The 24,769-nt window shown below is 63.8% G+C and carries 18 protein-coding genes; 14 read left to right on the top strand and 4 right to left on the bottom strand.

Annotated elements, in window-relative coordinates; translation table 11 throughout:
* The first annotated feature begins 36 nt into the window (after positions 1-36).
* Together NKJ64_RS03760 and NKJ64_RS03755 are read left to right on the top strand one after the other, a co-directional pair.
* The gene (locus tag NKJ64_RS03760; RefSeq protein WP_352461995.1) at positions 37-2,358 is read left to right on the top strand and encodes a Tex family protein; all 2,322 of its coding nucleotides are present in this window, start codon (positions 37-39) and stop codon (positions 2,356-2,358) included.
* Positions 2,359-2,423: 65 nt separating this feature from the next.
* Complete coding sequence (locus NKJ64_RS03755; RefSeq protein ID WP_023671771.1) at positions 2,424-2,606, top strand: hypothetical protein; 183 nt, start codon at positions 2,424-2,426, stop codon at positions 2,604-2,606.
* Between the two features lie 11 nt (positions 2,607-2,617).
* Here NKJ64_RS03755 and NKJ64_RS03750 read toward each other — a convergent pair whose 3' ends face one another.
* A complete protein-coding gene (locus NKJ64_RS03750; RefSeq protein ID WP_023754990.1) occupies positions 2,618-3,529 on the bottom strand; it encodes a LysR family transcriptional regulator in 912 nt (303 codons plus the stop codon).
* 106 nt (positions 3,530-3,635) lie between these two features.
* Between NKJ64_RS03750 and NKJ64_RS03745 the strand changes: the two genes are divergently transcribed.
* From NKJ64_RS03745 to amaB, 8 genes are all read left to right on the top strand, one after another.
* On the top strand, positions 3,636-4,832 hold the full coding sequence (locus NKJ64_RS03745; RefSeq protein WP_023754989.1) for an acyl-CoA dehydrogenase: 1,197 nt from the start codon (positions 3,636-3,638) through the stop codon (positions 4,830-4,832).
* Between the two features lie 250 nt (positions 4,833-5,082).
* Positions 5,083-8,442 (top strand): transglutaminase family protein, encoded by a 3,360-nt coding sequence (locus tag NKJ64_RS03740; RefSeq protein WP_023754988.1) that lies wholly within the window; start codon positions 5,083-5,085, stop codon positions 8,440-8,442.
* 6 nt (positions 8,443-8,448) lie between these two features.
* Complete coding sequence (locus NKJ64_RS03735) at positions 8,449-10,860, top strand: circularly permuted type 2 ATP-grasp protein (RefSeq protein WP_023754987.1); 2,412 nt, start codon at positions 8,449-8,451, stop codon at positions 10,858-10,860.
* Between the two features lies 1 nt (position 10,861).
* Positions 10,862-11,746, top strand: a complete 885-nt coding sequence (locus NKJ64_RS03730) for a transglutaminase family protein (RefSeq protein WP_023754986.1) — start codon at positions 10,862-10,864, stop codon at positions 11,744-11,746.
* 58 nt (positions 11,747-11,804) lie between these two features.
* Positions 11,805-12,905, top strand: coding sequence for a DNA topoisomerase IB (locus NKJ64_RS03725; RefSeq protein ID WP_023686314.1), 1,101 nt, complete (start codon positions 11,805-11,807; stop codon positions 12,903-12,905).
* Between the two features lie 82 nt (positions 12,906-12,987).
* Positions 12,988-13,362: a YciI family protein gene (locus tag NKJ64_RS03720; RefSeq protein ID WP_023671781.1), complete on the top strand. Its 375-nt coding sequence runs from the start codon at positions 12,988-12,990 to the stop codon at positions 13,360-13,362.
* Complete coding sequence (locus tag NKJ64_RS03715) at positions 13,359-14,633, top strand: RNA polymerase sigma factor (protein ID WP_023707663.1); 1,275 nt, start codon at positions 13,359-13,361, stop codon at positions 14,631-14,633. Before NKJ64_RS03720 ends, NKJ64_RS03715 begins: the two co-directional genes overlap by 4 nt.
* A 175-nt stretch (positions 14,634-14,808) precedes the next feature.
* Positions 14,809-16,323, top strand: a complete 1,515-nt coding sequence (gene amaB, locus NKJ64_RS03710; protein ID WP_023671784.1) for an L-piperidine-6-carboxylate dehydrogenase — start codon at positions 14,809-14,811, stop codon at positions 16,321-16,323.
* A 207-nt stretch (positions 16,324-16,530) separates the two neighbouring features.
* On the opposite strand, the gene NKJ64_RS03705 is transcribed toward amaB, so the two are convergent.
* The gene (locus NKJ64_RS03705) at positions 16,531-17,400 is read right to left on the bottom strand and encodes a hypothetical protein (protein WP_023828185.1); all 870 of its coding nucleotides are present in this window, start codon (positions 17,398-17,400) and stop codon (positions 16,531-16,533) included.
* A gap of 583 nt (positions 17,401-17,983) precedes the next feature.
* On the opposite strand from NKJ64_RS03705, the gene asnB reads away from it, so the two are divergent.
* From asnB to nadE, 4 genes are read left to right on the top strand one after another with little or no spacing between them, the layout of a single operon-like run.
* A complete protein-coding gene (gene asnB, locus NKJ64_RS03700; protein WP_023828184.1) occupies positions 17,984-19,921 on the top strand; it encodes an asparagine synthase (glutamine-hydrolyzing) in 1,938 nt (645 codons plus the stop codon).
* Positions 19,922-19,946: 25 nt separating this feature from the next.
* The gene (locus NKJ64_RS03695; RefSeq protein ID WP_023686311.1) at positions 19,947-20,207 is read left to right on the top strand and encodes an acyl carrier protein; all 261 of its coding nucleotides are present in this window, start codon (positions 19,947-19,949) and stop codon (positions 20,205-20,207) included.
* A 23-nt stretch (positions 20,208-20,230) separates the two neighbouring features.
* Complete coding sequence (locus NKJ64_RS03690; RefSeq protein WP_352461993.1) at positions 20,231-21,778, top strand: class I adenylate-forming enzyme family protein; 1,548 nt, start codon at positions 20,231-20,233, stop codon at positions 21,776-21,778.
* Positions 21,775-22,779, top strand: coding sequence for an NAD(+) synthase (gene nadE, locus NKJ64_RS03685; RefSeq protein WP_023751291.1), 1,005 nt, complete (start codon positions 21,775-21,777; stop codon positions 22,777-22,779). Before NKJ64_RS03690 ends, nadE begins: the two co-directional genes overlap by 4 nt.
* A gap of 134 nt (positions 22,780-22,913) precedes the next feature.
* On the opposite strand, the gene NKJ64_RS03680 is transcribed toward nadE, so the two are convergent.
* Both NKJ64_RS03680 and NKJ64_RS03675 read right to left on the bottom strand, forming a co-directional pair.
* Positions 22,914-24,029 (bottom strand): hypothetical protein, encoded by a 1,116-nt coding sequence (locus NKJ64_RS03680; RefSeq protein WP_023671790.1) that lies wholly within the window; start codon positions 24,027-24,029, stop codon positions 22,914-22,916.
* Entirely contained in the window at positions 24,026-24,754 is a 729-nt protein-coding gene (locus NKJ64_RS03675; protein ID WP_023671791.1) for a N5-glutamine methyltransferase family protein, read from the bottom strand. Before NKJ64_RS03675 ends, NKJ64_RS03680 begins: the two co-directional genes overlap by 4 nt.
* Between the last annotated feature and the right edge of the window lie 15 nt (positions 24,755-24,769).

Genomic DNA, 24,769 nt, shown 5'->3' with positions numbered 1-24,769 from the left:
CGCCTATGGTCGCCCCTCTTTGCGACAGGGACCAGCATGGCAGCAGACAGCAAACGCATCGCATCCATCATCGCGGCAGAGATCGGGGCGCGGCCGGAGCAGGCATCAGCAGCTATAGGGCTGCTCGATGAGGGCGCGACGGTGCCGTTTGTGGCGCGCTACCGCAAGGAGGTCACCGGCGGGCTCGACGACACCCAATTGCGCGACCTTGCCGAGCGATTGGCCTATCTGCGCGAACTCGATGCGCGCCGCGATACCATTCTCGGTTCGATCCGCGAGCAGGGCAAGCTGACCGAAGAACTTGAGGCCAAAATTGTGGCTGCCGCCACCAAGGCTGAACTGGAAGACATCTACCTGCCCTACAAGCCCAAGCGGCGCACCAAGGCCGAGATCGCCCGGGAGCGCGGGCTGGGGCCATTGGCGGAGGCTATTTTGGCCAACCGGTCGTTGGTGCCCGCCGAGGCGGCGCTGGCTTATGTGACCGAGGATGTGACCGACGCCAAGGCCGCACTGGAAGGCGCACGCGACATCCTGTCGGAACAGTTCGCGGAAAATGCCGATCTGGTCGGCAAGCTTCGCACCTACATGAAGGAGCGCGCTTTCATGCGTGCCCGTGTCGTCGACGGTAAGCAGGAGGCCGGGGCGAAATTCTCCGACTATTTCGAGCATGTCGAGCGCTGGGCCAATGTTCCGAGCCACCGTGCGCTGGCCATGCTGCGCGGCCGCAACGAAGAGGTGTTGTCGCTCGACATCGAGGTCGATGCCGACGATGCCTCGCCGGTGAAGCCGGTCGAGCGGATGATCGCCAATGCCTACGCCATCGGCGGCAGCCTGCCGGGCGACCGCTGGCTGATGGAAGTCGCCGGCTGGACCTGGCGGATCAAGCTTTCGCTGCACCTGACGCTCGATTTGATGCGCGACCTGCGCGAGCGGGCGGAGGAAGAGGCGATCCATGTCTTTGCACGCAACCTCAAGGATTTGCTTCTGGCAGCACCCGCCGGCTCGCGGCCGACCATGGGCCTCGATCCCGGCATCCGCACCGGCGTCAAGGTCGCTGTCGTGGATGGCACCGGCAAGGTGCTGGCGACGACGACGGTCTATCCATTTCCGCCGCGGAACGATGTGCGCGGCACACAGGCGGAGCTCGCCAAGCTCATCCGCCTGCACAAGGTCGAGCTGATCTCGATCGGCAACGGCACCGGCAGCCGCGAGACTGAAAAGCTGGTCGCCGACATGCTGTCCGATATGCCTTCGGATGGTGGGCCGAAGCCGCTCAAGGTGATCGTCAGCGAAGCCGGCGCCTCGGTCTATTCGGCCTCGGCGACAGCGGCGGCTGAGTTTCCCGGGCTCGACGTGTCGCTGCGCGGTGCGGTGTCGATCGCCAGGCGCCTGCAGGACCCGCTCGCCGAACTGGTCAAGATCGAGCCAAAATCGATCGGCGTTGGCCAGTACCAGCATGATGTCGACCAGTACCGGCTTGGCCGCTCGCTGGAGGCGGTGGTGGAGGACGCGGTCAATGCCGTCGGCGTCGATCTCAACACTGCCTCGGCGCCGCTTTTGGCCCGCGTGTCAGGCCTGGGCGCGTCGCTTGCCGATGCCATTGTCGCGCATCGCGATGCGACCGGGCCGTTCGCCAGCCGCAAGGAGCTGCTCAAGGTAGCGCGGCTCGGACCGCGCGCGTTCGAACAGTCCGCAGGCTTCCTGCGCATTGCCAATGGCAGCGAGCCGCTCGACGCCTCGTCGGTCCATCCGGAAGCCTACGTCGTGGCCAAGAAGATCGTAGCCGTCTGCGGTCGCGATGTGCGCTCGCTGATGGGAGACAGTGCCGCGCTCAAGGCGCTCGATCCGCGCGTCTTCGTCGACGAACGGTTCGGCCTGCCGACGGTGCGCGACATCATTGCGGAGCTGGAAAAGCCCGGCCGCGACCCGCGCCCCGGCTTCAAGACGGCGACCTTTGCCGACGGCGTCGACGATATCAAGGATCTGAAGCCCGGCATGCTTCTCGAAGGCACCGTCACCAATGTCGCGGCCTTCGGCGCTTTCGTCGATATCGGCGTGCACCAGGACGGGCTGGTGCATGTCTCGCAACTGGCCGATCGTTTCATCAAGGACGCGCATGAGGTGGTGAAGGCGGGCGATGTGGTGAAGGTGCGGGTCGTCGATGTCGACATCAAGCGCAAGCGCATCGCGCTGTCCATGCGCAAGGACGGCGGCGAGGGCGGGACGCCGAAGGGGCCGCGCGACAATGGCGGCGGCAAGCCGGCGCAACCTTCGCCGATGCCGCAGCGTCAGCCGGAAGGACCGGCACAGCGAGGCGCGTTTGGCGCAGCACTGGCCGATGCCTTGAAGCGGAAGTAGCCTCGAATGGTTCCTTGCAATCGCTAGAGCGTTATCTACCATCCTTGTGTGGAGATACGCGCGATATGGCAAGTTTCGAGAAAGTGAGTGTCCAAGAGTTGGGGCGTCTTTGGGACGAGGGCATGGCGAGTGGCAGTTCGGTCGATGGAGACCAGGCTTTCGCCCGGATCAAAAGCAAGCTCGATGCGAAAGTTGCCGAACGCAAGTCGCAAAAACGCTGCGCTTCCAGCCGGAAACCGAGCCGATGAAGCGGAAGTAGCTACCAGGCCAGAACGGCCGGTTCCTTCTCAACCTGGCCCAGCAGCCAGTCGCGAAAGCTGACGACGGGCGGGTGGCCGCGCTTGTCGTTCGGGACGACGAGGTAGTAGGCGCTGCGGCTTTGCATCGGCTGTCCCGGCGCCGGCACGAGCTGACCGCGCTGCAATTCGCCGGCGATAAGAACTTGCGGCAGGAGCGCGACGCCAAGCCCCGCCATGCAGGCTTGGGCAACGGTGCCGAATTGCTCGAACTGCATGCCGGGTCCGATCGGTGCGCTCAAGCCCTGTTCCTCGAACCATTCGCCCCAGGCCCCGGGACGCGTCGCCATGTGCAGCAGCGGCAGGCGGCTGATCTCGGCCGCCGTGGTGATATCGCGGCTGGCAAGGAAGTCTGGCGAGACCACCGGCATCACGGTTTCGCGCATCAACAATGTGGAATCTGCGTCCGGCCAGTCCGGCTGGCCATGATGGATGGCGGCGTCGAGCCGCTCGCGGGCGAAGTCGAAGCGGCCTATGCGGGTGACGAAGTTGATGGTGATGTCAGGGTTCTCTGCGACGAAATCCGGGATCAGCGGCATCAGCCAGCGCGTGCCGAAGGTCGGCAGTATGGCGAGGTTCAGCATGCCGCTATGCCGATTGCTCATCAATCCGAGCGCGGCGTCGCGCAATTGCCCGAGTGCCGCCCGCACGGCTTCGGCATAGATTTCGCCCGCCGTGGACAGCCGAACATTGCGGCTGTCGCGCTCGAACAGCCGGCGGCCGAACTGTTCCTCCAGAAGTGCTATCTGGCGGCTGACGGCCCCTTGGGTCAAATCGAGTTCCTGGGCGGCAGCGGTGAAGGAGCTAAGGCGGGCCACGGCCTCGAAGGCGGCAAGGGCGCTGGTGCTGGGTAAAAGCCGGCGTTGGACGTTCATGATCCATTACTAAACCTCATTGACCTGTGATGCAATTTTGTTTGATTTTTCCGAAGCGAAGGCGGATAAGCCCGAGCACTTCAAGATTTTGGGAGAGAGCGAAGCCATGGCCGCCGACAAGAACGCGTTCGTTTGGGAAGACCCCTTCCTGATCGAGAACCAGCTTTCCGAGGATGAGCGCATGGTGCGCGATGGCGCGGCCGCCTTTGCCGCCGACAAGCTCGCGCCGCGCATCGAGGAGGCCTATCTCGAGGAAAAGACCGATGCCGGCATCTTTCGCGAGATGGGCGAGGCCGGCCTGCTCGGCATCACCATCCCTGAGGAATATGGCGGGCTCGGCGCCAATTACGTCACCTACGGGTTGGTGGCGCGCGAGGTCGAGCGGGTCGATTCCGGCTACCGGTCGATGATGTCGGTGCAATCGTCGCTGGTGATGTACCCCATCCATGCCTATGGCACGGAAGAGCAGCGCAAGAGATACCTGCCGAAGCTGGCTTCGGGCGAATGGATCGGCTGTTTCGGCCTGACCGAGCCGGATGCGGGTTCCGATCCCGGCGGTATGAAGACGCGGGCCGAGAAGACCGCGAACGGCTACAGGATTTCCGGCTCGAAAATGTGGATATCCAACGCGCCGATCGCCGACGTGTTCGTGGTCTGGGCGAAGCTGAAGGGCGACAACGGCAAGGACGAAATCCGCGGTTTCGTGCTGGAGAAGGGCATGAAGGGGCTGTCGGCGCCGAAGATCGGCGGCAAGCTCAGCCTTAGGGCCTCGATCACCGGCGAGGTGGTGATGGAAGGCGTCGAAGTCGGCGAAGACGCGCTGCTGCCCAACGCCAGGGGCCTCGGCGGCCCATTCGGCTGCCTCAACCGGGCCCGCTACGGCATTTCCTGGGGCGCGATGGGCGCCGCCGAGGATTGCTGGCACCGGGCCCGGCAGTATGGACTCGACCGCAAGCAGTTCGGCAAGCCGCTCGCCGGCACGCAGTTGTTCCAGAAAAAGCTCGCCGACATGCAGATCGAGATTGCGCTCGGCTTGCAGGGCTCGCTGCGCGTCGGGCGGCTGATGGATGAAGGCAAGATGGCACCGGAGATGATCTCGATCGTCAAGCGCAACAATTGCGGCAAGGCGCTCGACATCGCCCGCCAGGCCCGCGACATGCATGGCGGCAACGGCATCCAGATCGGCTACCACGTCATGCGCCACGCGCAGAACCTGGAGACGGTCAACACCTATGAAGGTACGCATGACGTGCATGCGCTGATCCTTGGCAGGGCTCAGACGGGGATACAGGCGTTTTTCTAAAGCTGTGCCGATGTTCAGGTGAGGCCGGCCTGCAAATGGCCGATGCCTGCGCTTCCGGTGCTCGCGTACGAAAAGTACGCTCTGCTCCGGTTCTCGGTATCAGCCATTTTCGACTCGGCCTGACCTGAATCTCGACACAGCGTAGCCGGCTTCGGGTGCTTAATTTAGGTGCAGCGCAACATCTCTGCTTGGAGAATGGCCAATAGATGTGTCAGGGTTCGGCTGAAGAAACGCCGATCTCCGGGGCCCCATGGCAATACTGGCAGCCGTCTACCACCTGACCCATTACAAATATGACCGGCCGGTGGTTCTCGGGCCCCAGGTCATCAGGCTGCAGCCGGCACCGCATTCCCGCACCAAGGTGCTCAGCCATTCACTGAAGGTCGGGCCGGCGAACCACTTCGTCAATCTGCAGCAGGACCCCTACGGCAATTTCCTCGCCCGCTTCGTCTTCCCGGAACCGGTGACGGAATTGAAGATCGAGGTCGACCTCGTCGCCGACATGACGGTCTACAATCCGTTCGATTTCTTCGTCGAACCATCGGCCGAGACCTTCCCGTTCGAGTACCCCGAACACATCAGGGACGATCTCGCCATCTACCGCACGCCGGAGCCGGCGGGGCCGCTGCTGTCTGCTTTCCTCGCAAACATCGACCGTAGCGCCACCAACACCGTCAACTTCGTCGTCGACCTCAATGCGCGGCTGCAGCGCGAAATCGCCTATATCGTGCGGATGGAAACCGGCGTGTTCTCGCCGGAGGAAACGCTGGCCGCGAAAAAGGGATCGTGCCGGGATTCGAGCTGGCTGCTGGTGCAAATCCTCAGGAATCTCGGCATCGCCGCTCGTTTCGTCTCCGGCTATCTGATCCAGCTGAAGCCCGATCTGGTCGCGCTCGATGGCCCAGCCGGGACCGCCGTAGACTTCACCGACCTGCACGCCTGGTGCGAGGTCTATCTGCCGGGCGCCGGCTGGATCGGCTTCGATCCGACGTCCGGCCTGCTCACCGGCGAAAGCCATGTGCCGCTGGCGGCCACGCCGCATTTCCGCAACGCCGCACCCATTTCCGGCATGGCGAGCTTCGCCAATGTCGAATTCGGCTTCGACATGCGTGTCGACCGCATCGCCGAACATCCGCGCATCACCAAGCCATTCTCGGACGAAAGCTGGCAGGCGCTGGATGCGCTGGGCAACAAGGTCGACGCCGCACTTCAAGCGGGCGACGTCAGGCTGACCATGGGCGGCGAGCCGACCTTTGTCTCCATCGACGATTTCGAGTCCGCCGAGTGGAACACCGCCGCCGTCGGCCCGACCAAGCGCGAAAAGGCCGATGCGCTGATCCGCAAATTGCGCGAACGCTTCGCGCCGGGCGGCTTCCTCCACTACGGCCAGGGCAAATGGTATCCGGGCGAGAGCCTGCCGCGTTGGACCTTCTCGCTGTATTGGCGCACCGACGGCCAGCCGGTGTGGAGCGATCCGTCGCTGATCGCACACGAAAAGAGCGATGCGGAGGTCGGGCCGCAGCAAGCCGAAAGCTTGCTGACGGCAATCGCCGGCGAACTCGGCATCGACAAGGCGATGGTCAGCGAGGCCTATGAGGACCCGGCCGAATGGCTGCTGAAGGAAGGCAAGCTGCCCGACAATGTCGATCCGTCCAACTCCAAGCTGGAAGACCCCGAAGAGCGCAGCCGCATGGCGAAAGTGTTCGAGCGCGGGCTGACCAAGCCGTCCGGCTACGTGCTGCCGGTGCAGCGCTGGAACAGCCAGGCTTCGGACCCGCGCTGGCGCTCGGAGAAGTGGAAGACACGGCGCGGGCGGCTGTTCCTGGTGCCGGGCGATTCCCCTGTCGGTTACCGCCTGCCGCTGGGCACGCTGCCCTATGTGCCGCCGGCGCAGTTCCCCTATATCGTGCCGGTCGATCCGTCGCTGCCGCGTGGACCGCTGCCGGCGCGGGAAGCCATACTGCCAGAACCGGCTCCGGCCGAACTGGAAGGCGCCGACGAGATGGCGCGGCGCCAGCAGGCGGTATCGTTCACTGCGACGACCGGTCAGCAAGACCGGGTCGAGCAGGAGATCACCGAGATCGGCGGCGCGGTGCGTACAGCACTTTCGGTCGAGCCGCGCGACGGCAGGCTGTGCGTCTTCATGCCGCCGGTCGAGGCGCTGGAAGACTATCTGGAGCTCGTCGCAGCCGCAGAAAACGCGGCCAAGGCGATCGGCCTTCCCGTGCATATCGAAGGCTATGGACCGCCGCACGATCCGCGCCTCAACGTCATCAGGGTGGCACCCGATCCCGGCGTCATCGAGGTCAACATCCATCCGGCTGCCAACTGGCAGGACTGCGTGGCGACGACGACGGCGATCTACGAGGAAGCACGGCAGACACGGCTTGGCGCCGACAAGTTCATGATCGATGGCCGCCACACCGGTACCGGCGGCGGCAACCATGTCGTCGTCGGCGGCGCAACGCCCAATGACAGCCCGTTCCTGCGCCGGCCCGATCTGTTGAAGAGCCTGGTGCTACAATGGCAGCGGCGCCCGTCGCTGTCCTATCTATTCTCCGGCCTGTTCATCGGCCCGACCAGCCAGGCGCCGCGCTTCGACGAGGCGCGGCATGACTCGCTTTACGAACTCGAGATCGCGATGGCGCAGGTGCCGCATCCCGACCAGGGCAACGCACCGCTGCCTTGGCTGGTCGACCGACTGTTCCGAAATCTGTTGACTGACGTCACCGGCAATACGCACCGCTCGGAAATCTGCATCGACAAGCTGTTTTCGCCCGATGGCCCGACCGGCCGGCTTGGGCTTGTCGAGTTCCGCGGTTTCGAGATGCCGCCCAATGCGCGCATGTCGCTGGCGCAGCAATTGCTGGTGCGCGCCATCATCGCCCGTGCGTGGAAGAACCCGCTTGATGGCCGCTTCGTGCGCTGGGGCACCTCGCTCCATGACCGTTTCATGCTGCCGCACTATGTCTGGGCGGATTTCCTCGACGTGCTCGACGACCTCAAGCTCAACGGGTTCGAATTCCGGCCGGAATGGTTCGATGCTCAGCTGGAGTTCCGCTTTCCGTTCTGCGGCGAAGTCCAGCATGCCGGCATCAAGCTGGAACTGCGGCAGGCGCTGGAGCCGTGGCATGTGATGGGTGAGCAAGGCGCCATCGGCGGCACCGTGCGCTTCGTCGATTCCTCGGTCGAACGGCTGCAGGTCAGGACCGAAGGCCTCAACCCGGAACGTCATGCCATTGTCTGCAATGGCCGAATCGTGCCGATGAAGGTCACCGACAATCGCGAGGTCGCGGTGGCCGGTGTGCGCTTCAAGGCCTGGCAGCCTTCGTCGGGCCTGCATCCGGCGCTGCCGGTCAACACGCCTTTGGTCTTCGACATTTACGACCGTTGGTCGGGGCGGGCGGTGGGCGGCTGCGTCTACCATGTCGCGCATCCAGGTGGGCGCAGCTACGACACGTTCCCGGTCAACGGCAATGAGGCCGAGGCGCGGCGTCTCGCCCGCTTCGAGCCTCGCGGCCATACGCCGTCGGCCTATGTGCTGCGCAATGAAGAAGCCTCTGAAGACTTCCCCATGACCCTTGACCTCAGGCGGCCAGCAAGACTCTGATCAGCGATGGCAAAGGGGAATCAGAAAAAGGTCCGCGGCAAGCCGCTGAGGCACAGTCTGCTGGAGCACTACCAGCCGATTGACGGCGTCGTCGACGAGATGGTCGATGCTTCGGGCCATCCGCGTCCGGCCTGGGCGCCCTTCATCGAGGCGCTGGAGGAGCTGGGCCCGGAAAAGCTCGGCCAGCGCTTTGCCCGCGCCGACCAGTATCTGCGCGACGCCGGGGTTTATTACCGCGTCTATGACAAGGCCGGCGCCAATGAGCGCGAATGGCCGCTGGCGCATATCCCGCTGCTGATCGAAGACAAGGAATGGGCCGGGATCAGCGCCGGTCTCGTCCAGCGCGCCGACCTTTTCGAGGAGATAGTCGCTGATATCTATGGCCCGAACCGGCTGATCGAGAAGGGAATCTTGCCGGCAGGCCTGATTGCGGCGAGCCCCGAATTTTTGCGCCCCGTCGTCGGCACCATGCCGGCCAGCGGTCATTTCCTGCATTTTTGCGCCTTCGAGCTTGGCCGTGGGCCGGATGGAAGCTGGTGGGTGCTGGGCGACCGCACGCAGGCGCCGTCGGGCGCCGGCTTTGCGCTGGAAAACCGCGTCGCCACGACGCGGGCTTTGTCCGACATCTATGGCGAGATGCATGTGCATCGCCTGGCCGGTTTCTTCCGTCGCTTTCGCGATGCTCTGATCGGCATGGCGAAGGAGAATGACGGCCGCGTCGCCATTCTGACGCCGGGGCCGCTCAACGAGACGTATTACGAGCACGCCTATATCGCCCGCTATCTCGGCATCATGCTGCTCGAGGGCGAGGATCTGACCGTCGCCGGCGGCAAGCTTATGGTGCGCACGGTTTCGGGGCTGATGCCGATCAGCGTGCTGTGGCGGCGGCTCGATGCCGCCTTCGCCGATCCGCTGGAACTGCGGCCAGACTCGCATATCGGCACCCCGGGGCTGGTCGAGGCGACCCGCCGCGGCACGGTTTCGACGGTCAATGCGCTGGGTTCGGGCTTGATGGAAACCCGGGCGCTGCTCGCCTTCCTGCCGAAGATTTCGCGCGCATTGCGCGGCGAAGAACTTCTGTTGCCAAGCGTCGCCACCTGGTGGTGCGGGCAAGCAACCGAACGGGCCCATGTGCTTGCCAATATCGATCGCATGGTGATCGGTCCGGCGCTGTCGACGCGGCTGGCCTTCGAGGATGACGGCCAGACCAGGCTCGGTTCGGCACTGACGCCGGAGGAACGCATCGCGCTGATCGCGCGCATCGAGAGCGATGGCAGCGGTTTCGTCGGCCAGGAAGCGGTGACGCTGTCGACGACGCCGGTCTATGTCGGCGGCTGGCTGGAACCGCGACCGGCAAGCCTGCGCGTTTATCTCGCGCGCACGCCCGATGGCTGGACGGTAATGCCGGGCGGTTTCGCCCGTGTCGGCCTTTCGCTCGACCCGACGGCCATCGCCATGCAGCGCGGCGGCCAGGCGGCCGACGTCTGGGTGGTCAGCGACCGGTCGGTCGAGCGCGAGACGCTGCTGCCGCAGGAGCATGACAGCTTTGTCCGCACCATGCCGGGCAGCCTGCCCAGCCGCGCGGCGGAAAACCTGACCTGGCTCGGCCGCTATATCGAGCGCTCGGAGGACACGGTTCGCATCCTGCGCGCCTATCATGTGCGGCTGGCCGAGACGTCCGATCCTGACATGCTGCTGCTCGCCGATATAAGGGACTATCTCGAACCCTTCGGCGTCGATCTCGAAGCGGCCATTCCGCCCGGATTGATCGGCACGCTGGACAGCGCCGTCTACAGCGCCGGACAGATCCGCGACCGCTTTTCGCCCGATGGCTGGCTGGCGCTGAAGGACCTGTCGAAGACCATTCATCAGTTCGCCACCACGGTGGCGCCGGGTGACGACGCGACACGGGCGATGACGGTCATGCTGCGCAAGCTCGCCGGCTTTTCCGGCCTGTTGCACGAGAATATGTACCGTTTCACCGGCTGGCGTTTCCTCGAGATCGGCCGGCGGATCGAGCGCGGCATCCAGATCGCCCGTACGCTAGCCCGACTGACAAGGTCCGGTGCGCCGGACGGCTCGCTCGACATGATGCTGGAGATCGGTGACAGCGTCATGACCCACCGCCGGCAATATCCGGTGCGGGCCGGACGGCGCACGGTGATCGACCTCTTGGCGCTCGACCCACTCAACCCGCGCTCGATCCTGTTCCAGCTCGAACGGCTGAAGGCGGAGATCGGCCTGTTGCCATCGGTTGGGCCGGAGGGGCATATGTCGGTCGCGGCCAAGGAAATCCTGCAGCTCAACACGGCAATTGCCGTCATGGAGCCATCGGAGATGTCGGCGGAGGTGCTGGACGATCTCGCAACTGAGATCGGCAACCTCTATAGCAGCCTGGCTAAAGCGTATTTCGGTTAACATGCTGTACGATATCAGGCTTCATCTCAGCTACGATTATGACGCCGCGGCCGGTGGCAGCCGGCATCAGGTGCGTGTATTGCCGCCGACCATTGCCGGCGTGCAGCGCGTGATCGCGGCCTCGCTTTCGTTTGTGCCGGCCCCATCGGAGCGCACGGATTTTGCCGATTTCTTCGGCAACAATGTCACCGCGATCGCCTTTCGCGACGTCCATGACGGGCTCGACATCAGAATGAGCGCGCGCGTGTCGGTGTCACGGCCGGAGCCTGGGCTCGACGTGTCGCCCGATCTGCAGCGCCTGCGGGAAGAACTCGGCGCCGTACGGTCACTGGCGCCGGATGCACCGCATCACTTTCTCGCCGCCAGCGATCATGCCGGCATCGATGCGGCGATCACCGCCTATGCCCGCGACAGCGCCGGCGGCTCGACGGTCGGCATGGCCATCGATCTGTGCAACCGCATCCACCGCGACTTCACCTATGACGGGGAAGCGACCACGGTGCGTACCGGGGCCAGCGATGCCTTCCGTTTGAAGCGGGGCGTGTGCCAGGACTTCTCCCACATCATGATCGCCGGCCTGCGCGGGCTAGGTATTCCTGCGGGTTATGTCAGCGGCTTCCTGCGCACCATTCCCCCGAAAGGGAAGCCGCGGCTCGAAGGCGCCGATGCCATGCATGCCTGGGTCAAGGTGTGGTGTGGGCGCGATGCCGGCTGGCAGGAATTCGACCCGACCAATGGCATGCGGGCCAGCAACGACCACATCACCGTTGGCTATGGCCGCGACTATTCCGACGTGGCTCCGATCGTCGGCGTGCTGAAAACCACCGGCGGCCAGGTCGGCGACCAGGCCGTCGACGTCATCCCGGTCGCGCTCGAAAAAGCTTGAGCGCGGAACCAGCAGTCGGCCTGGCGCTTATCTACGAGAAAAATCTCGTGGAGCGGGCATGCTGGACAAATCTGGGACGCCATCCGGCCGGTCGGCTGCCGGACAGGGGGACGATGGAGCGCCGAAGAACGGCGCGCAGACCGCTGCCGAACAGGCCTCGCTCACCTATATCAGCGACAGCGAGCCGGGGATCCGGCGCCTGAAGGCGGGCGAAGGCTTTTCCTACAAGGGCGCGAAAGGACAGGCCGTCGGCGCGGCAGCCATTGCCCGCATCAAGGCGCTGGCCATTCCGCCGGCATGGACGGATGTGTGGATCTCGCCCGATCCCGCCGGCCACATCCAGGCGACCGGCCGCGACCAGCGCGGGCGCAAACAGTACCGCTACCATCCGCTGTGGGCCGCCGAGCGCGACGGCGCCAAATACTCCAGCCTTGTCGCCTTTGCCGAAAGCCTGCCGGAACTGCGCCGCCGGATCGATGCCGATCTGCGCCGCCGTGGCCTGCCGGCCGAGCGCGTCGTGGCGGCAATTGTCTGGCTGCTCGACAACACGATGATCCGAGTCGGCAATGCCGCCTATGCCCGCGACAACAAGAGCTTTGGGCTGACGACGCTACGCGACCGCCACGTCGACATCAAGGGATCCAGCCTGCGCTTTGCCTTCAAGGGCAAGTCCGGCAAGGAATGGAAGTTGAAGCTGGTCGACCGCCGCATCGCCCGGGTCGTGCGCGGCGCGCAGGATATTCCGGGGCAGCAACTGTTCCAATATCTCGACGAGGACGGCGAGAGGCATGGAGTGCGCTCCGACGATGTCAACCGCTATATCCGCGACGCGATCGGCGCCAATTTCAGCTCCAAGCATTTCCGCACCTGGGGCGGCACCATCCATGCCGCGTCGCTGTTTGCGCGGACGGAGCTTCCCGAAAGCCAGGCGCAGACCAAGCGTGTGATGAACGCGGTCATCGACAAGGTGGCCGAGCGGCTCGGCAACACACGCGCCGTCTGCCGCAAATGCTACATCCATCCACAGGTTTTCGAAGCCTGGGTGGAAGGGCGGCTGCTTAGCGAAATGACCGAGGCCAACAAGCGCAAGCGAGCGATCGACGGTCTCGATGATGAAGAGGCTCTTGTGCTGAGATGGTTGAAGGCAAGCGAAGGCTGACAAAAATGGCGTAACTTTTTTGTCGACGCCATGTCGGCACAGGCCCTACTGTTTCGTCCTTTGAGACAGAAAAGGACGTCCCATGCTCTACGCTATCCTCTGCTATGCCTCCGAAGATGTCGTCTCCTCCTGGAGCAAGGCACAGGATGACGAGGTCATGGCAAAGCTCATGCATGTGCAGGAAAAATATGCTCAAGCCGGCCGGCTTGGGCCGGTGGCGCGGCTTTTGCCCACCACCGCCGCGACGACGCTGCGCAAGGTCAAGGGCGAATCGGTCGTCATCGACGGCCCGTTTGCCGAGACCAAGGAACAGTTCCTCGGCTTCTACACGCTGGAATGCGCCGATCTCGACGAAGCCGTCGACTTCGCGCGCGAGCTTTCCGAGGTCAATCCCAGCGGCGGATCCTATGAGATCCGACCGGTTTCCGTCTTCAACCCAACCAGAGTAGCCACATGACAGACCTCGCCTGGATAAGCTCGGCGATCAGCGCTGCCCGCCCGCAGGCTATGGGTGCGCTGCTGCGCTATTTCCGCAATCTCGATACGGCGGAGGAAGCTTTCCAGGACGCGTGCCTGAGGGCACTCAAGAACTGGCCGCAGAACGGGCCGCCGCGCGATCCTGCGGCCTGGCTGATCTTTGTCGGCCGCAACACCGGCATCGACGCGGTGCGCAAGCGCGCCAAGCAGGCGCCGATGCCGGAAGAGGACCAGATCTCGGACCTGGAAGATGCCGAGAGCGATATCGCCGAACGGCTGGACGGCGCGCACTACCGCGATGACATATTGCGGCTCTTGTTCATCTGCTGCCATCCGGATCTGCCGCCTACGCAGCAGATCGCGGTGGCGCTGCGCATCGTCTCCGGTCTCACCGTCAAGCAGATCGCGCGTGCGTTCCTGGTCGGCGAAAGCGCCATGGAACAGCGCATCACGCGCGCCAAGGCGCGCATCGCCGATGCCGGCGTGCCGTTCGAGACGCCCGGCGCGGTCGAGCGCTCGGAGCGGCTCGCCGCCGTTGCCGCCATGGTCTATCTGATCTTCAACGAAGGTTATTCCACCAACAGCGGCGAGGCGCCGGCGCGTGCGCCGCTTTGCGAGGAGGCGATCCGGCTGGCGCGCCTGTTGCTGCGGCTGTTCCAGACCGAACCGGAGATCATGGGCCTGACGGCATTGCTTTTGCTGCAGCATGCGCGCGCGCCGGCCCGCTTCGACGAGAATGGCGAGATCGTGCTGCTCGACGACCAGGACCGCTCGCTGTGGAGCCGCAAGATGATCGACGAAGGCCTGGCGCTGGTCGACAAGGCCCTGCGCCACCAGAAGCCCGGACCCTACCAGGTGCAGGCGGCGATCGCCGCCCTTCATGCGCGGGCGGCAACCCCCGAGGAGACCGACTGGACCGAGATCGACCTGCTCTACAGCCTGCTGGAGGCGATGCAACCTTCGCCGGTGGTGACGCTGAACCGCGCGGTTGCGGTCGCCAAGGTGCGCGGGCCGGAAGCTGCCCTTGCCATGATCGAGCCGCTTGGCGAGAGGCTGTCCGGCTATTTCCACTTCTTCGGCCTCAAGGGCGGTCTGTTGATGCAGCTCGGCCGTGGCGAAGAGGCGCGTGTCGCCTTCGATCGCGCCATTGCGTTGGCCAACACGGCAGCGGAAGCCGCCCATATCCGCATGCATATCGACCGGCTGATGCGAGACGGAGCCGTGAAGGCGCCGGCGAAGACAGCGCACTAAGCCTGTTCCTCCTCTGGCTCAATCGTGCAATCTCGGCTTGGACCATGCCGGGGTGGCGATTTTCCCCTGAAACGAGTAATGGCACGCCATGACAGCGCTTGCGGCATGCGGGCGATAATGGCGCCAAGGCTCGACCGCCGCCCTATGATGGCGAGCGGATCTGAAAGGGACAAAAATGACGATAGCGAAGGAAACGGCCGAACTTCTGGCGAAACTGGGTGTGGCCAAGGACGCGCTGACCGGCGGCGACCTCGTCGTGCGCAGTCCGGTGACGGGTGAACAGATCGCGGCGCTGAAGACGATTTCGCCGGCCGATGCGGCCAAGACCATCGATGCCGCGCACACGGCGTTCCAGGCCTGGCGGATGGTGCCGGGTCCCCGGCGCGGCGAACTGGTGCGGCTGCTCGGCGAGGAGTTGCGCGCGCACAAAACCGAGCTTGGCCGGCTGGTGTCGATCGAGGTTGGCAAGATCCCGTCGGAAGGCCTCGGCGAAGTCCAGGAAATGATCGACATCTGCGATTTCGCCGTCGGCCTTTCCCGCCAGCTCTACGGTCTGACCATCGCCACCGAGCGTCCGGGACATCGCATGATGGAGACCTGGCATCCGCTCGGCGTCGTCGGCGTCATTTCGGCCTTCAACTTCCCGGTCGCGGTGTGGTCGTGGAACGCGGCGCTCGCGCTGGTCTGCGGCGACGCCGTGGTGTGGAAGCCCTCGGAAAAGACGCCGCTGACGGCGCTCGCCTGCGAGGCGATTTTTGCCGGCGCGGTCAAGCGCTTCGGCGCAGATGCGCCGCAGGGCCTGGCACCGGTGCTGATTGGCGACCGCTCCGTCGGCGAGATCCTGGTCGACCACCCGAAGGTGGCGCTGGTTTCGGCCACCGGCTCGACCCGCATGGGCCGGGATGTCGGCCCGCGTCTGGCCAAGCGCTTTGCCCGCGCCGTGCTCGAACTCGGCGGCAACAATGCCGGCATCGTCTGCCCGACCGCCGATCTCGACATGGCGCTGCGCGCCATCGCCTTTGGCGCCATGGGCACCGCCGGCCAGCGCTGCACGACGCTGCGGCGCCTGTTCGTGCATGACAGCGTCTATGACGCGCTGCTGCCGCGGCTGAAGAAGGCCTATGAGAGCGTCTCGGTCGGCAATCCGCTGGAGACGTCTTCGCTCGTCGGGCCGCTGATCGACAAGGCGGCCTTCGACGCCATGCAGAAGGCGCTCAAGGAAGCCACCGCTCACGGCGGCAAGCTGACCGGCGGTTCGCGGGTCGAGAATGGCCATCCCGATGCCTATTACGTGCATCCGGCGCTGGTCGAAATGCCGAAGCAGGTGGCTCCTGTCACCGAAGAAACCTTCGCGCCGATCCTCTACGTGATGAAATATTCCGATTTCGATGCCGTGCTCGACGAGCACAATGCGGTCGGCGCCGGACTGTCGTCGTCGATCTTCACCCGCGACCTGCAGGAATCCGAGCGCTTCCTCGGCGTCGATGGTTCGGATTGCGGCATCGCCAACGTCAACATCGGCACGTCGGGCGCCGAGATCGGCGGCGCCTTCGGCGGCGAGAAGGAAACCGGCGGCGGGCGCGAGAGCGGCTCCGATGCCTGGAAGGCCTATATGCGCCGCGCCACCAACACGGTGAACTATTCCAAGGCGCTGCCGCTGGCGCAGGGCGTGTCATTCGACATCGATTGAGATGCTGCGCCCGGCTTTTGACCAGTTGATCCACCCGAACCCGTCGGGCGGATCGCTGCCGCTCGCGCGGATCGTTCCGCTTTCAGGCTTCGCCCCCGCTGTCCAGATGTCCGTATCCCGACGGCGGAAAGGCCACCTCGGCCATGCGCCCGGACGGGTCCTCGCGGTCGGCACGATCGGCTGCGCAACAGCGTCTGCGCCGAACGTTCAGCCAGCGTGCGGCGACGCCGGTCGGCAGGCCTCGAACGCGGCATCGATGACGGCAAGCTTGGCGGCCTGCACGGTCATGTATTCCTGGTAGAAGCTGTTGGACACCCACATCACCGAATGCCCGCGCCGGCCCAGCCAGCCGACGCTGCCGAGCTTTTCGGCGTCGCGCAATTTGCGCGCAAGATGGGTGCGCGAGAGTTTTAGCCAACTGGCGAATTCGCCGATCGAAACCACGCTGGTCGGGATCCGGTCGAGGGCGGCATTGTCGGGATCGATGCCGGACATCAGCCAATCCATGACGATGCCGCCATTGTTGAGCCAGATGAACAGCGAAAACGTCTGCTTGGGCTCACGCACTGGGTTGGAGGAGAGCAGGCCTTCCGCCACCAGCGGCTGCAGCCTGGAAATCATGCCGTGCTGCTCGAGAAAGGCGGCGAGGCGGCTGCCGCTGTCGAGACCGTCGAGCGTGCGCAGATGCGCAACCACCCAGCCGTCGAATTCCTTCAGCGTCGCTGCCGTCACCTGAAAGGGATGGGCTCGTCCATCACCGGTGTGCGGCAGGTATTCGATGATGTGATAGTATAGCATCTCCTTGATGAAGGCTTCGGCCGTGTTGCGGCTAGCGACGGAATAGTGAAGCACGGCATCGATGAAGCGGGCCAGTGTCAGTTCCGTGCGGGGATCGCGCGGGTCGCGGGCGAAATGCAGGGCTAGGCCGGTGTGAGCCAGCAACCAGCGCTGTTGCGTGGCGAACACGGCGGCCAGGCGTGGGCTCGTTTCATAGATATGCAGCAACGCCTTCGACTGCGCCTCGACATGACGGTGCAGCGCCGGATGGCCGGCAATATATTCGAAATTCAGCGCCATCCTCCTCGTCCTCCGGCCAGCCCCCCGGCAGCGAAGACGTGCAATCACATTTCCAGCCTTAGCCGCCCGTGTCAGGCCATGCCAACCCGGACAAAAGGCCTAGAGCGATCAACCGTTCTACAGACACGTTGAAACCCCCGTCATCTCTTGATTTCGAGGCAAATTGCTTGAGAAGCGCCGCGCGCTTCTGCAGAGAAAACCGTGTCACACTTTTTTGGAAACGCTCTGGTCCGTTCGCGCCTAGGGCGTGTCGGAAAACGCTAAGCCATTGCAACCGTTGAAAAACCTACCGCAATAATAGTCAGCCCGGCAGCCTGCGGTTGAATTTGCCTTAAGATCGCCAGCACGTTGCGCGCGGTCCGTTTGTATCCAGGCGGTTCGCCACGTCGGAGCGCCTGGGCTATCGTTCCGGCTATTACGGCCGCAAGCGCGAGGTGATGGAGAGCCATCGCGTCCTAGCCACGAAGACCACATCGTGGCAAACTTCTTGTTAACCACATGCTCGGTGAAATTATCGGATTAACCCCAGATGCCACTATCGAGGTTATGTTCCGTACCTTAGCGTTCAATATGAGTTCAAGGGATGTGTGGATTCGGGGGTTATTTCGGGTCAATCCGGGATGCGGAAGCTTTGCTCACGCACATGGTAGCCGCAATTGCCCATCGTGGGCCGGATGAGCAAGGGAAATTCGTAGCACCCGATGCCGGGCTCGGGCATGCGCGGCTGTCGGTGATCGGCATCGGCGATGGCCAGCAACCGATGTCCGACGAGGCCGGCAATTTGACGATTGCGTTCAACGGCGAGATTTTCAACTACATAGAACTGCGCGAAGGGCTGATCGCCAAGGGCCGGCACTTTCGGACGTCGAGCGACACAGAGGTCATCCTTCAGCTCTATGAGGAGATGGGCGAAGACTGCTTGTCTCTCCTGAACGGTGATTTCGCCTTGGCGATATGGGACAATCGGCAGCGACGAATGGTGCTTGCACGAGACCGCATGGGTGTCCGGCCGCTGTTCTACACAAGCAAGGACGGGGTGCTTTACTTTGCCTCGGAGATCAAAGCCCTGCTGAAGGTCCCGGGCGTCTCCGCTGAAATTGATCCGGTTGCGCTGGATCAGATCTTTACGCTGTGGGCGCCGATCGCTCCGCGCACGGCGTTCCGCAATATCCACGAGTTGGAACCGGCAAGTGTGATGATCGCGACGCAGGGGCAGGTCACGGTCAAACGGTACTGGCACCTGGACTATCCGCATCGTGATGAGCCGTCGAAGATCACGAACGAGGACCACGCGGCAGAGGAATTGCAAGCCCTTCTGACCGATGCGGTGAGGCTTCGCATGCGGGCCGACGTGCCGGTCGGTTCCTATCTTTCCGGAGGGCTCGATTCGTCGCTTGTTTCGGCGCTTGCCGCCGGCATGACTCCTCGGAGACTGGAGACATTTTCCGTAACCTTCGACAGCGCCGAGCATGACGAAAGCGCCTTTCAGACCGAAATGGCCTCGGCGCTCGGCACGCGCCACCACGCCATAGAATGCGGCGCCCGCGATATCGCCAGCGTCTTTCCTGAGGTCATCCGCTTTACCGAGCGGCCGATCATCCGCACGGCGCCAGCGCCACTCTACAAATTGTCCGCCCTGGTTCGCCAGGCCGGCCTGAAGGTGGTGCTGACGGGTGAAGGCGCCGACGAGGTCTTCGCCGGTTACGACGTCTTCAAGGAGGCGCGTGTCCGCCGGTTCTGCGGGCGGCAGCCCACATCGCGCATGAGGCCGCAGCTGTTCCGCCGGCTTTACCCGTATCTGCCGGGCCTGCAACAGCAATCGGTGGAGTATCTGGCTGCCTTCTTCGGCACCAGCAACGCTGCCTTCGACGATCCGCTGTTCTCGCATCGGCCACGCTTCAAGACCACGGCGGCGGCGAAAATCTTCTTTTCCGGCGACCTGCGCGCGACGTTGAAGGGTTATGACGCAGCTGAAGAGCTGACCAGCCGCCTACCCGAGGCGTTTTCCCTATGGCATCCGCTGCATCAGGCGCAATATCTCGAAACCCGCTTCCTCCTGCCCGGCTACATCCTCTCCAGCCAAGGCGATCGGATGGCCATGGCGCACGGCATCGAAGGGCGGTTTCCTTTCCTGGATCATCGCGTGGTAGAGTTCGCGGCAAGACTTCCGCCGGAGATGAAACTGAAAGGCTTGATGGAGAAGCACATATTGCGCAAGGTGGCCAGGCACCACCTTCCGGCGGCGATCGGTAAACGCACCAAGCAACCTTACCGCGCCCCGGAGGCCCGCTCCTTCGTCGGGGCGGAGGAACTAGACTATGTTCGTGACTGCCTGGGCGAGGCGAGCATTACCGCCGGCGGCCTGTTCAACGCCAAGGCGGTGGCCAAGCTCCACGAGAAATGCCGCATGGAGACCGCGACCGGATTTCGCGACAACGCCGCCTTCGTCGGCATTCTGTCGACGCAGCTGTGGCAGAAGAATTTCGCCGGCCAAGCGGTCGGCGCGGCAAGAGCGGCCTGAGACGGCGAGGAAAAGGAAAGACACGATGACGGCAATCAAGGACAGGGTCAGAAGCTTTATCGTCGACAACTTCCTGTTCGGCGACACCTCCTACAAACTGTCGGATTCAGCCTCGCTGATCGAGAACGACATTATCGACTCGACTGCGGTGCTTGAGCTGGTGGCCTTCATCGAGGACAATTTCGGCATCGCGATGGTGGATGCCGACATCGTTCCGACCAACCTGGACTCGCTTGACCGCATCTCGTCCTTCATCGAGGCGAGAGCACAAACGCTGGCAGCGTAAGCGCCAACGGCGAGGAACGTCCCGTGCGGATCGAGCATTTTCTGGTGGCGAAGGCTGCTGCCCACCCGGCCAAGACGGCATTGGTCACCAGGGGCAAAAGGCTGAGCTACGAAGAACTCGACGACCTTTCGAGCCGGCTGGCCACCGCTCTCTTCATGAATGGGATCAGGCGCGACGACCGCGTTCTGATCTTCATGGACAATTGCTGGGAGGCCGCCGTATCGATCTTTGCCGCACTCAAGGCAGGTGCGACCTTCAGTCCGATCAACCCCTCCACAAAGGCCGACAAGCTCGGTTACGTCATCGCCGATTGCGACGCCAGGGCGGTCCTGACGCAGGCGAAGCTGGTGCCCGTGGTCACCGAAGCCTGCGCATCGCAAGGCAAGACCGGCATCTTCGTGGCTTCCACCCCTGGGGCCGATGGGCAATGCCCGGCAGGGGCCGCGTCCCTGACTGACTGCCTGACGTTCGATGGCGCGGAGGTGAACCATCGCGGCATCGACGTCGACCTTGCGATGCTGATCTACACGTCAGGTTCGACCGGCCGGCCCAAGGGTGTGATGATGACGCATCGCAATTGCGACGCTGCCGCGGGGTCGATCGCCACCTATCTGCGCAACGCGCCGGACGACATCATCCTGAACGTCCTCCCGCTTGCCTTCGACTATGGCCTCTATCAGTTGCTGATGGCAGTCAGGCTCGGGGCCACGCTGGTGCTCGAGAAGTCCTTCGCCTTCCCGCACGAGATCTTCGAACGCATCCGCAAAGAGGGCGTCACCGGCCTTCCGCTGGTGCCTACCATGGCGGCGATGATCCTGCAGATGCGTGATCTGGCGCCGGGTTTCCTGCCCAGCCTCCGCTATATTTCCAACACCGCGGCCGCCTTGCCGCCAGCCCACATAGAACGCCTGCGCTCGCTGCTGCCCGGCGTCCGGATCTATTCGATGTATGGGCTGACCGAATGCAAGCGCTGCACCTATTTGCCACCCGAGGAACTTGACCGCCGGCCAGGGTCGGTCGGCATAGCCATCCCCAACACGGAAGCCTTTGTCGTCGACGACCTTGGACAACGCGTGCCGGCGGGCGTGGCAGGTGAGCTAGTCATCCGCGGTCCGCACGTGATGCAGGGCTATTGGCGCAACAAGGCCGCGACGGAACGAGCGCTCCGGCCGGGGCCTAACCCTTGGGAAAAGGTGCTCTATACGGGCGACCTGTTCCAGACCGACGAGGACGGCTTTCTCTATTTTGTCGGGCGTAAGGACGACATCATCAAGACGCGTGGCGAGAAGGTCGCCCCCAAGGAAGTGGAGGCCGTGCTCCACGCCCATCCAGGTATCGCGGAAGCGGTGGTCGTCGGCGTGCCGGATCCGGTGCTGGGGCATGCGATTGGCGCGCTCGTCGTGCGGTCCGATCCGGCGCTTGGCGGAAAGGACATCATTCGTCACTGCGCGCGCCACCTGGAGGATTTCATGGTCCCCAAAATCATAGAGTTCCGCAGCGAATTACCGAAGACGGAGTCGGGCAAGGTCAGCCGCCGGCTCGCGGCTGAGATGATGGAGGCCGAGCAATGAACATCGGCTCAACCCAGGATGCGCCGGCCTTCACGCAAGCCCTGGCCATCGATCCCGCCGCCGAAACGGACAGGATCGTGGCGGCCCTGCGCGAGCAGTTGCGCGGCATTCGCAAGCGCGGACTCGTGCTCGGTCTTTCGGGCGGTGTAGATTCCAGCGTTTCGGCTGCATTGGCCGCGCGGGCCGTCGGCCACCAGAATGTGCTGTGCGTCCTCATGCCGGAAAGCGATTCCGACCCCGAAAGCCTGCGGCTCGGCCATCTGGTCGCCGACACTTTCGGCGTCGAGGCCGTTGTGGAGGATATCGGGCCGACCCTGCGGGCAATGGGCTGCTATGAACGCCGCGACGCCTTCATCCGCGAATTGGTCCCGGACTATGGCAAGGGCTGGGCCTCGAAGATCGTGATCGCGAACGTGCTCGAAGGCGAGGGCTACAACATCTCGTCGCTGGTGGTGCAGGACCCGCAAGGCAAGCAGACGAAATTGCGGATGCCGGTGGCTGTCTATCTCGGCATCGTTGCCGCCACCAACATGAAGCAGCGCACCCGCAAGCAGCTCGAATATTATCATGCCGACCGGCTGAACTTCGCCGTGCTCGGCACACCGAACCGGCTGGAATACGACCAGGGGTTCTTCGTCAAGAACGGCGACGGCGCCGCCGACGTCAAGCCGATCGCGCATCTCTACAAGACGCAGGTCTATGCGCTAGCCGCCTATCTCGGCATTCCGGAAGAGGTCCGCAACCGGCCGCCGACCACCGACACCTACTCGCTGGCGCAGACGCAGGAAGAATTCTACTTCTCCCTGCCTTACGATCGGATGGATCTGTGTCTCTACGGCCTCAACAACGGCGTGTCCGCCGAGGTGGTAGGGCAAGCGGCGGGATTGACCGCCTCACAGATCGAACGCGTCTGGGCCGACATCGCCGCCAAGCGAAAGGCAACGCGCTATCTGCACCTGCGCCCGCAGCTCGTTGACGGCGTGGACGAAGTCGGCTCCTGACCTATGCATATCGAGCAAAAGTGATCCGGTCTTGCGATACGACATGCATGAAAGAAATACTAAGCTCTTGTCTTTACGCAATTCCGGACGGAAAGCCGCGCACCCTTTCCTGGAATTGCTGTAGGCGGAACGCTTCAGGTGAAGCGGCCGCCGATCAACTGGCTCCACTGCTCGCCCGCAAGCCCGTTCAGAAAGACCTGCGCGTTCTTCATGGCATCGAGAAGCTCGGGATCGCGTGAATGCACGACGGTCGAGGCGACCGGTATGAAGGCTATGCGTCTTACAAGCATGGCGTCCAGAAGCGCGGGCTGGACGCGGCCGCGCAAGCCGGAGACACCGCGCCGGGCGGCATGCTCGACCAGGCAATCGATCACCGGCCCGGCCTGGCCGGGAAGAGCGAGGACCTGCAGCACGCGGCCGATCCCGTCCGGTCGCGCGTAATAGGCGAAAGCGCCGACATTGGCGCCGTTCGGCGATGCCACCGACACGTAGACAAGCTCTCCGAAATCCGGCTTTTGCGCCGCATCGCCCAGAATATGGTTGAGCTGACCTTCCGCCCACTGCGGACGTAGCGGAAATTGGGCGCAAAGCGGCTCCAGCAGCCCCGCAAAGCTGCCGCTGTCGATCTCGGAGGCCCGAAATGCCCCCCGGCTCGATGCGTTGGCGACGACGCCGGTCCAGCGTCGTTGACTGCCCTTCATTTTGCGAAGGTAGAGCCGGTCGACGATCCGGGCGAGCGGGTTGAACATCCAGGCAAGCTTCATGTGATTGGCAAAAAGGCTGAGCATGAAGGTCGCCGGCCGCATCACGCGAACCCAGTCAAGGCTGTATTGCGGCAGCACAACGCCGCGAAGCCGCGTCCACAGTTTCACGGACGTATCATTGGCGGTTTCGCTGAAGGAGATGTCCTGCGGACCATCGAGGAAGGCCTTCAACAGGCGGGCACCGGCCATCGGATCGGTCTCGTGATCCTCGACCATCAGCGAGCTGCAGATGGCAGCGTAGAGCTGCCGGCCGTTGAATTTCATTGGCAGCGCATGAACGCCGACGAACCCGGAAACCTGGCCGGCGTCATTGACATGGACAAGCGAACGGAGCCCGCTGCCCCAGTCGGGTGCGTCCAGATAAAACCGCCTCATGTAATCGACGAGGGAGGCCGGCGCTGGCCCCCGCTTCTTGCGCAGCATGCGTTGAAACATGCCCGCGACGGCCGCAAGGTCGGCCTGATCGAGGGCGCGGACGACGCTCACGCCGGGCTCCCGGTTCCGGGAACCCGGCCACCATGTTTGCGCGCCATGGCGACACGGGGCTGGCCGTCGGCCGTCACGGCAAAGGTTGGGGTTTCGTAGGATTTCGTTCTCGATAAAAGGGTTGCTATCTGCCGATCTTGACCTTCGCCGAACTCAAATAGCAGCCATCCGCCTGGCTTGAGGAAAGCTGCGGCATCCCGGACCAGCCTTTGGAGGATCGAAATACCGTAAGGGCCGCCGTCGAAAGCTTCCCGAGGTTCGTTCTCCAACAGATGCGCGCTTTCGCTATCGAGACGGGATGAGGAAATATAGGGCGGGTTGCACACAACCATGTCGGCAGCGCCGCGGAGGCCGTCACCCTCGATCGCGGCAAATAGGTCGCCTTGCCGGACCTTGATCCTGTCCTGCAGGGCGAGGCGCACAACATTGCGGCGGGCAAGCGAAACCGTGCTGTCGGTCAGGTCCGCCGCCCATGCCCGAGCCCGAGGACATTCGCTGACGATGCCCACGGCAAGATTGCCGCTGCCGCAGCACATGTCGATCAGGATCGTTTCGTGCGCCTGTTCGCCAAGAATGGCCGCGGCCGTCCGGCCAAGCAGTTCCGTTTCGGCTCGCGGCACCAGGACGTCAGGCGCGAGTTCCAGCTCAACCCGCATGAAGCGGTGCAATCGCGGCCAATTGCGATCGTTTGCACGGCCGGCAGGAAGGCTGTGATGCTGCGGCAAGGAAAATCCCTATCC

It is taken from the genome of Mesorhizobium sp. M0062, from assembly GCF_040323125.1.
Taxonomy (GTDB): Bacteria; Pseudomonadota; Alphaproteobacteria; order Rhizobiales; family Rhizobiaceae; genus Mesorhizobium.
The sequence above is the reverse complement of the archived record's forward strand: the minus strand, read 5'-3'. Positions and strand labels throughout refer to the sequence as shown.

Coding starts and splice junctions, on each gene's coding strand:
- NKJ64_RS03695 (WP_023686311.1), top strand. CDS start 19,947: ATGACGGCAATCAAGGACAGGGTCAGAAGCTTTATCGTCGACAACTTC.
- NKJ64_RS03720 (WP_023671781.1), top strand. CDS start 12,988: ATGCTCTACGCTATCCTCTGCTATGCCTCCGAAGATGTCGTCTCCTCC.
- NKJ64_RS03735 (WP_023754987.1), top strand. CDS start 8,449: ATGGCAAAGGGGAATCAGAAAAAGGTCCGCGGCAAGCCGCTGAGGCAC.
- NKJ64_RS03760 (WP_352461995.1), top strand. CDS start 37: ATGGCAGCAGACAGCAAACGCATCGCATCCATCATCGCGGCAGAGATC.
- NKJ64_RS03750 (WP_023754990.1), bottom strand. CDS start 3,529: ATGAACGTCCAACGCCGGCTTTTACCCAGCACCAGCGCCCTTGCCGCC.
- NKJ64_RS03730 (WP_023754986.1), top strand. CDS start 10,862: ATGCTGTACGATATCAGGCTTCATCTCAGCTACGATTATGACGCCGCG.
- asnB (WP_023828184.1), top strand. CDS start 17,984: ATGTGTGGATTCGGGGGTTATTTCGGGTCAATCCGGGATGCGGAAGCT.
- NKJ64_RS03705 (WP_023828185.1), bottom strand. CDS start 17,400: ATGGCGCTGAATTTCGAATATATTGCCGGCCATCCGGCGCTGCACCGT.
- NKJ64_RS03745 (WP_023754989.1), top strand. CDS start 3,636: ATGGCCGCCGACAAGAACGCGTTCGTTTGGGAAGACCCCTTCCTGATC.
- NKJ64_RS03715 (WP_023707663.1), top strand. CDS start 13,359: ATGACAGACCTCGCCTGGATAAGCTCGGCGATCAGCGCTGCCCGCCCG.
- NKJ64_RS03740 (WP_023754988.1), top strand. CDS start 5,083: ATGGCAATACTGGCAGCCGTCTACCACCTGACCCATTACAAATATGAC.
- amaB (WP_023671784.1), top strand. CDS start 14,809: ATGACGATAGCGAAGGAAACGGCCGAACTTCTGGCGAAACTGGGTGTG.
- nadE (WP_023751291.1), top strand. CDS start 21,775: ATGAACATCGGCTCAACCCAGGATGCGCCGGCCTTCACGCAAGCCCTG.
- NKJ64_RS03725 (WP_023686314.1), top strand. CDS start 11,805: ATGCTGGACAAATCTGGGACGCCATCCGGCCGGTCGGCTGCCGGACAG.
- NKJ64_RS03755 (WP_023671771.1), top strand. CDS start 2,424: ATGGCAAGTTTCGAGAAAGTGAGTGTCCAAGAGTTGGGGCGTCTTTGG.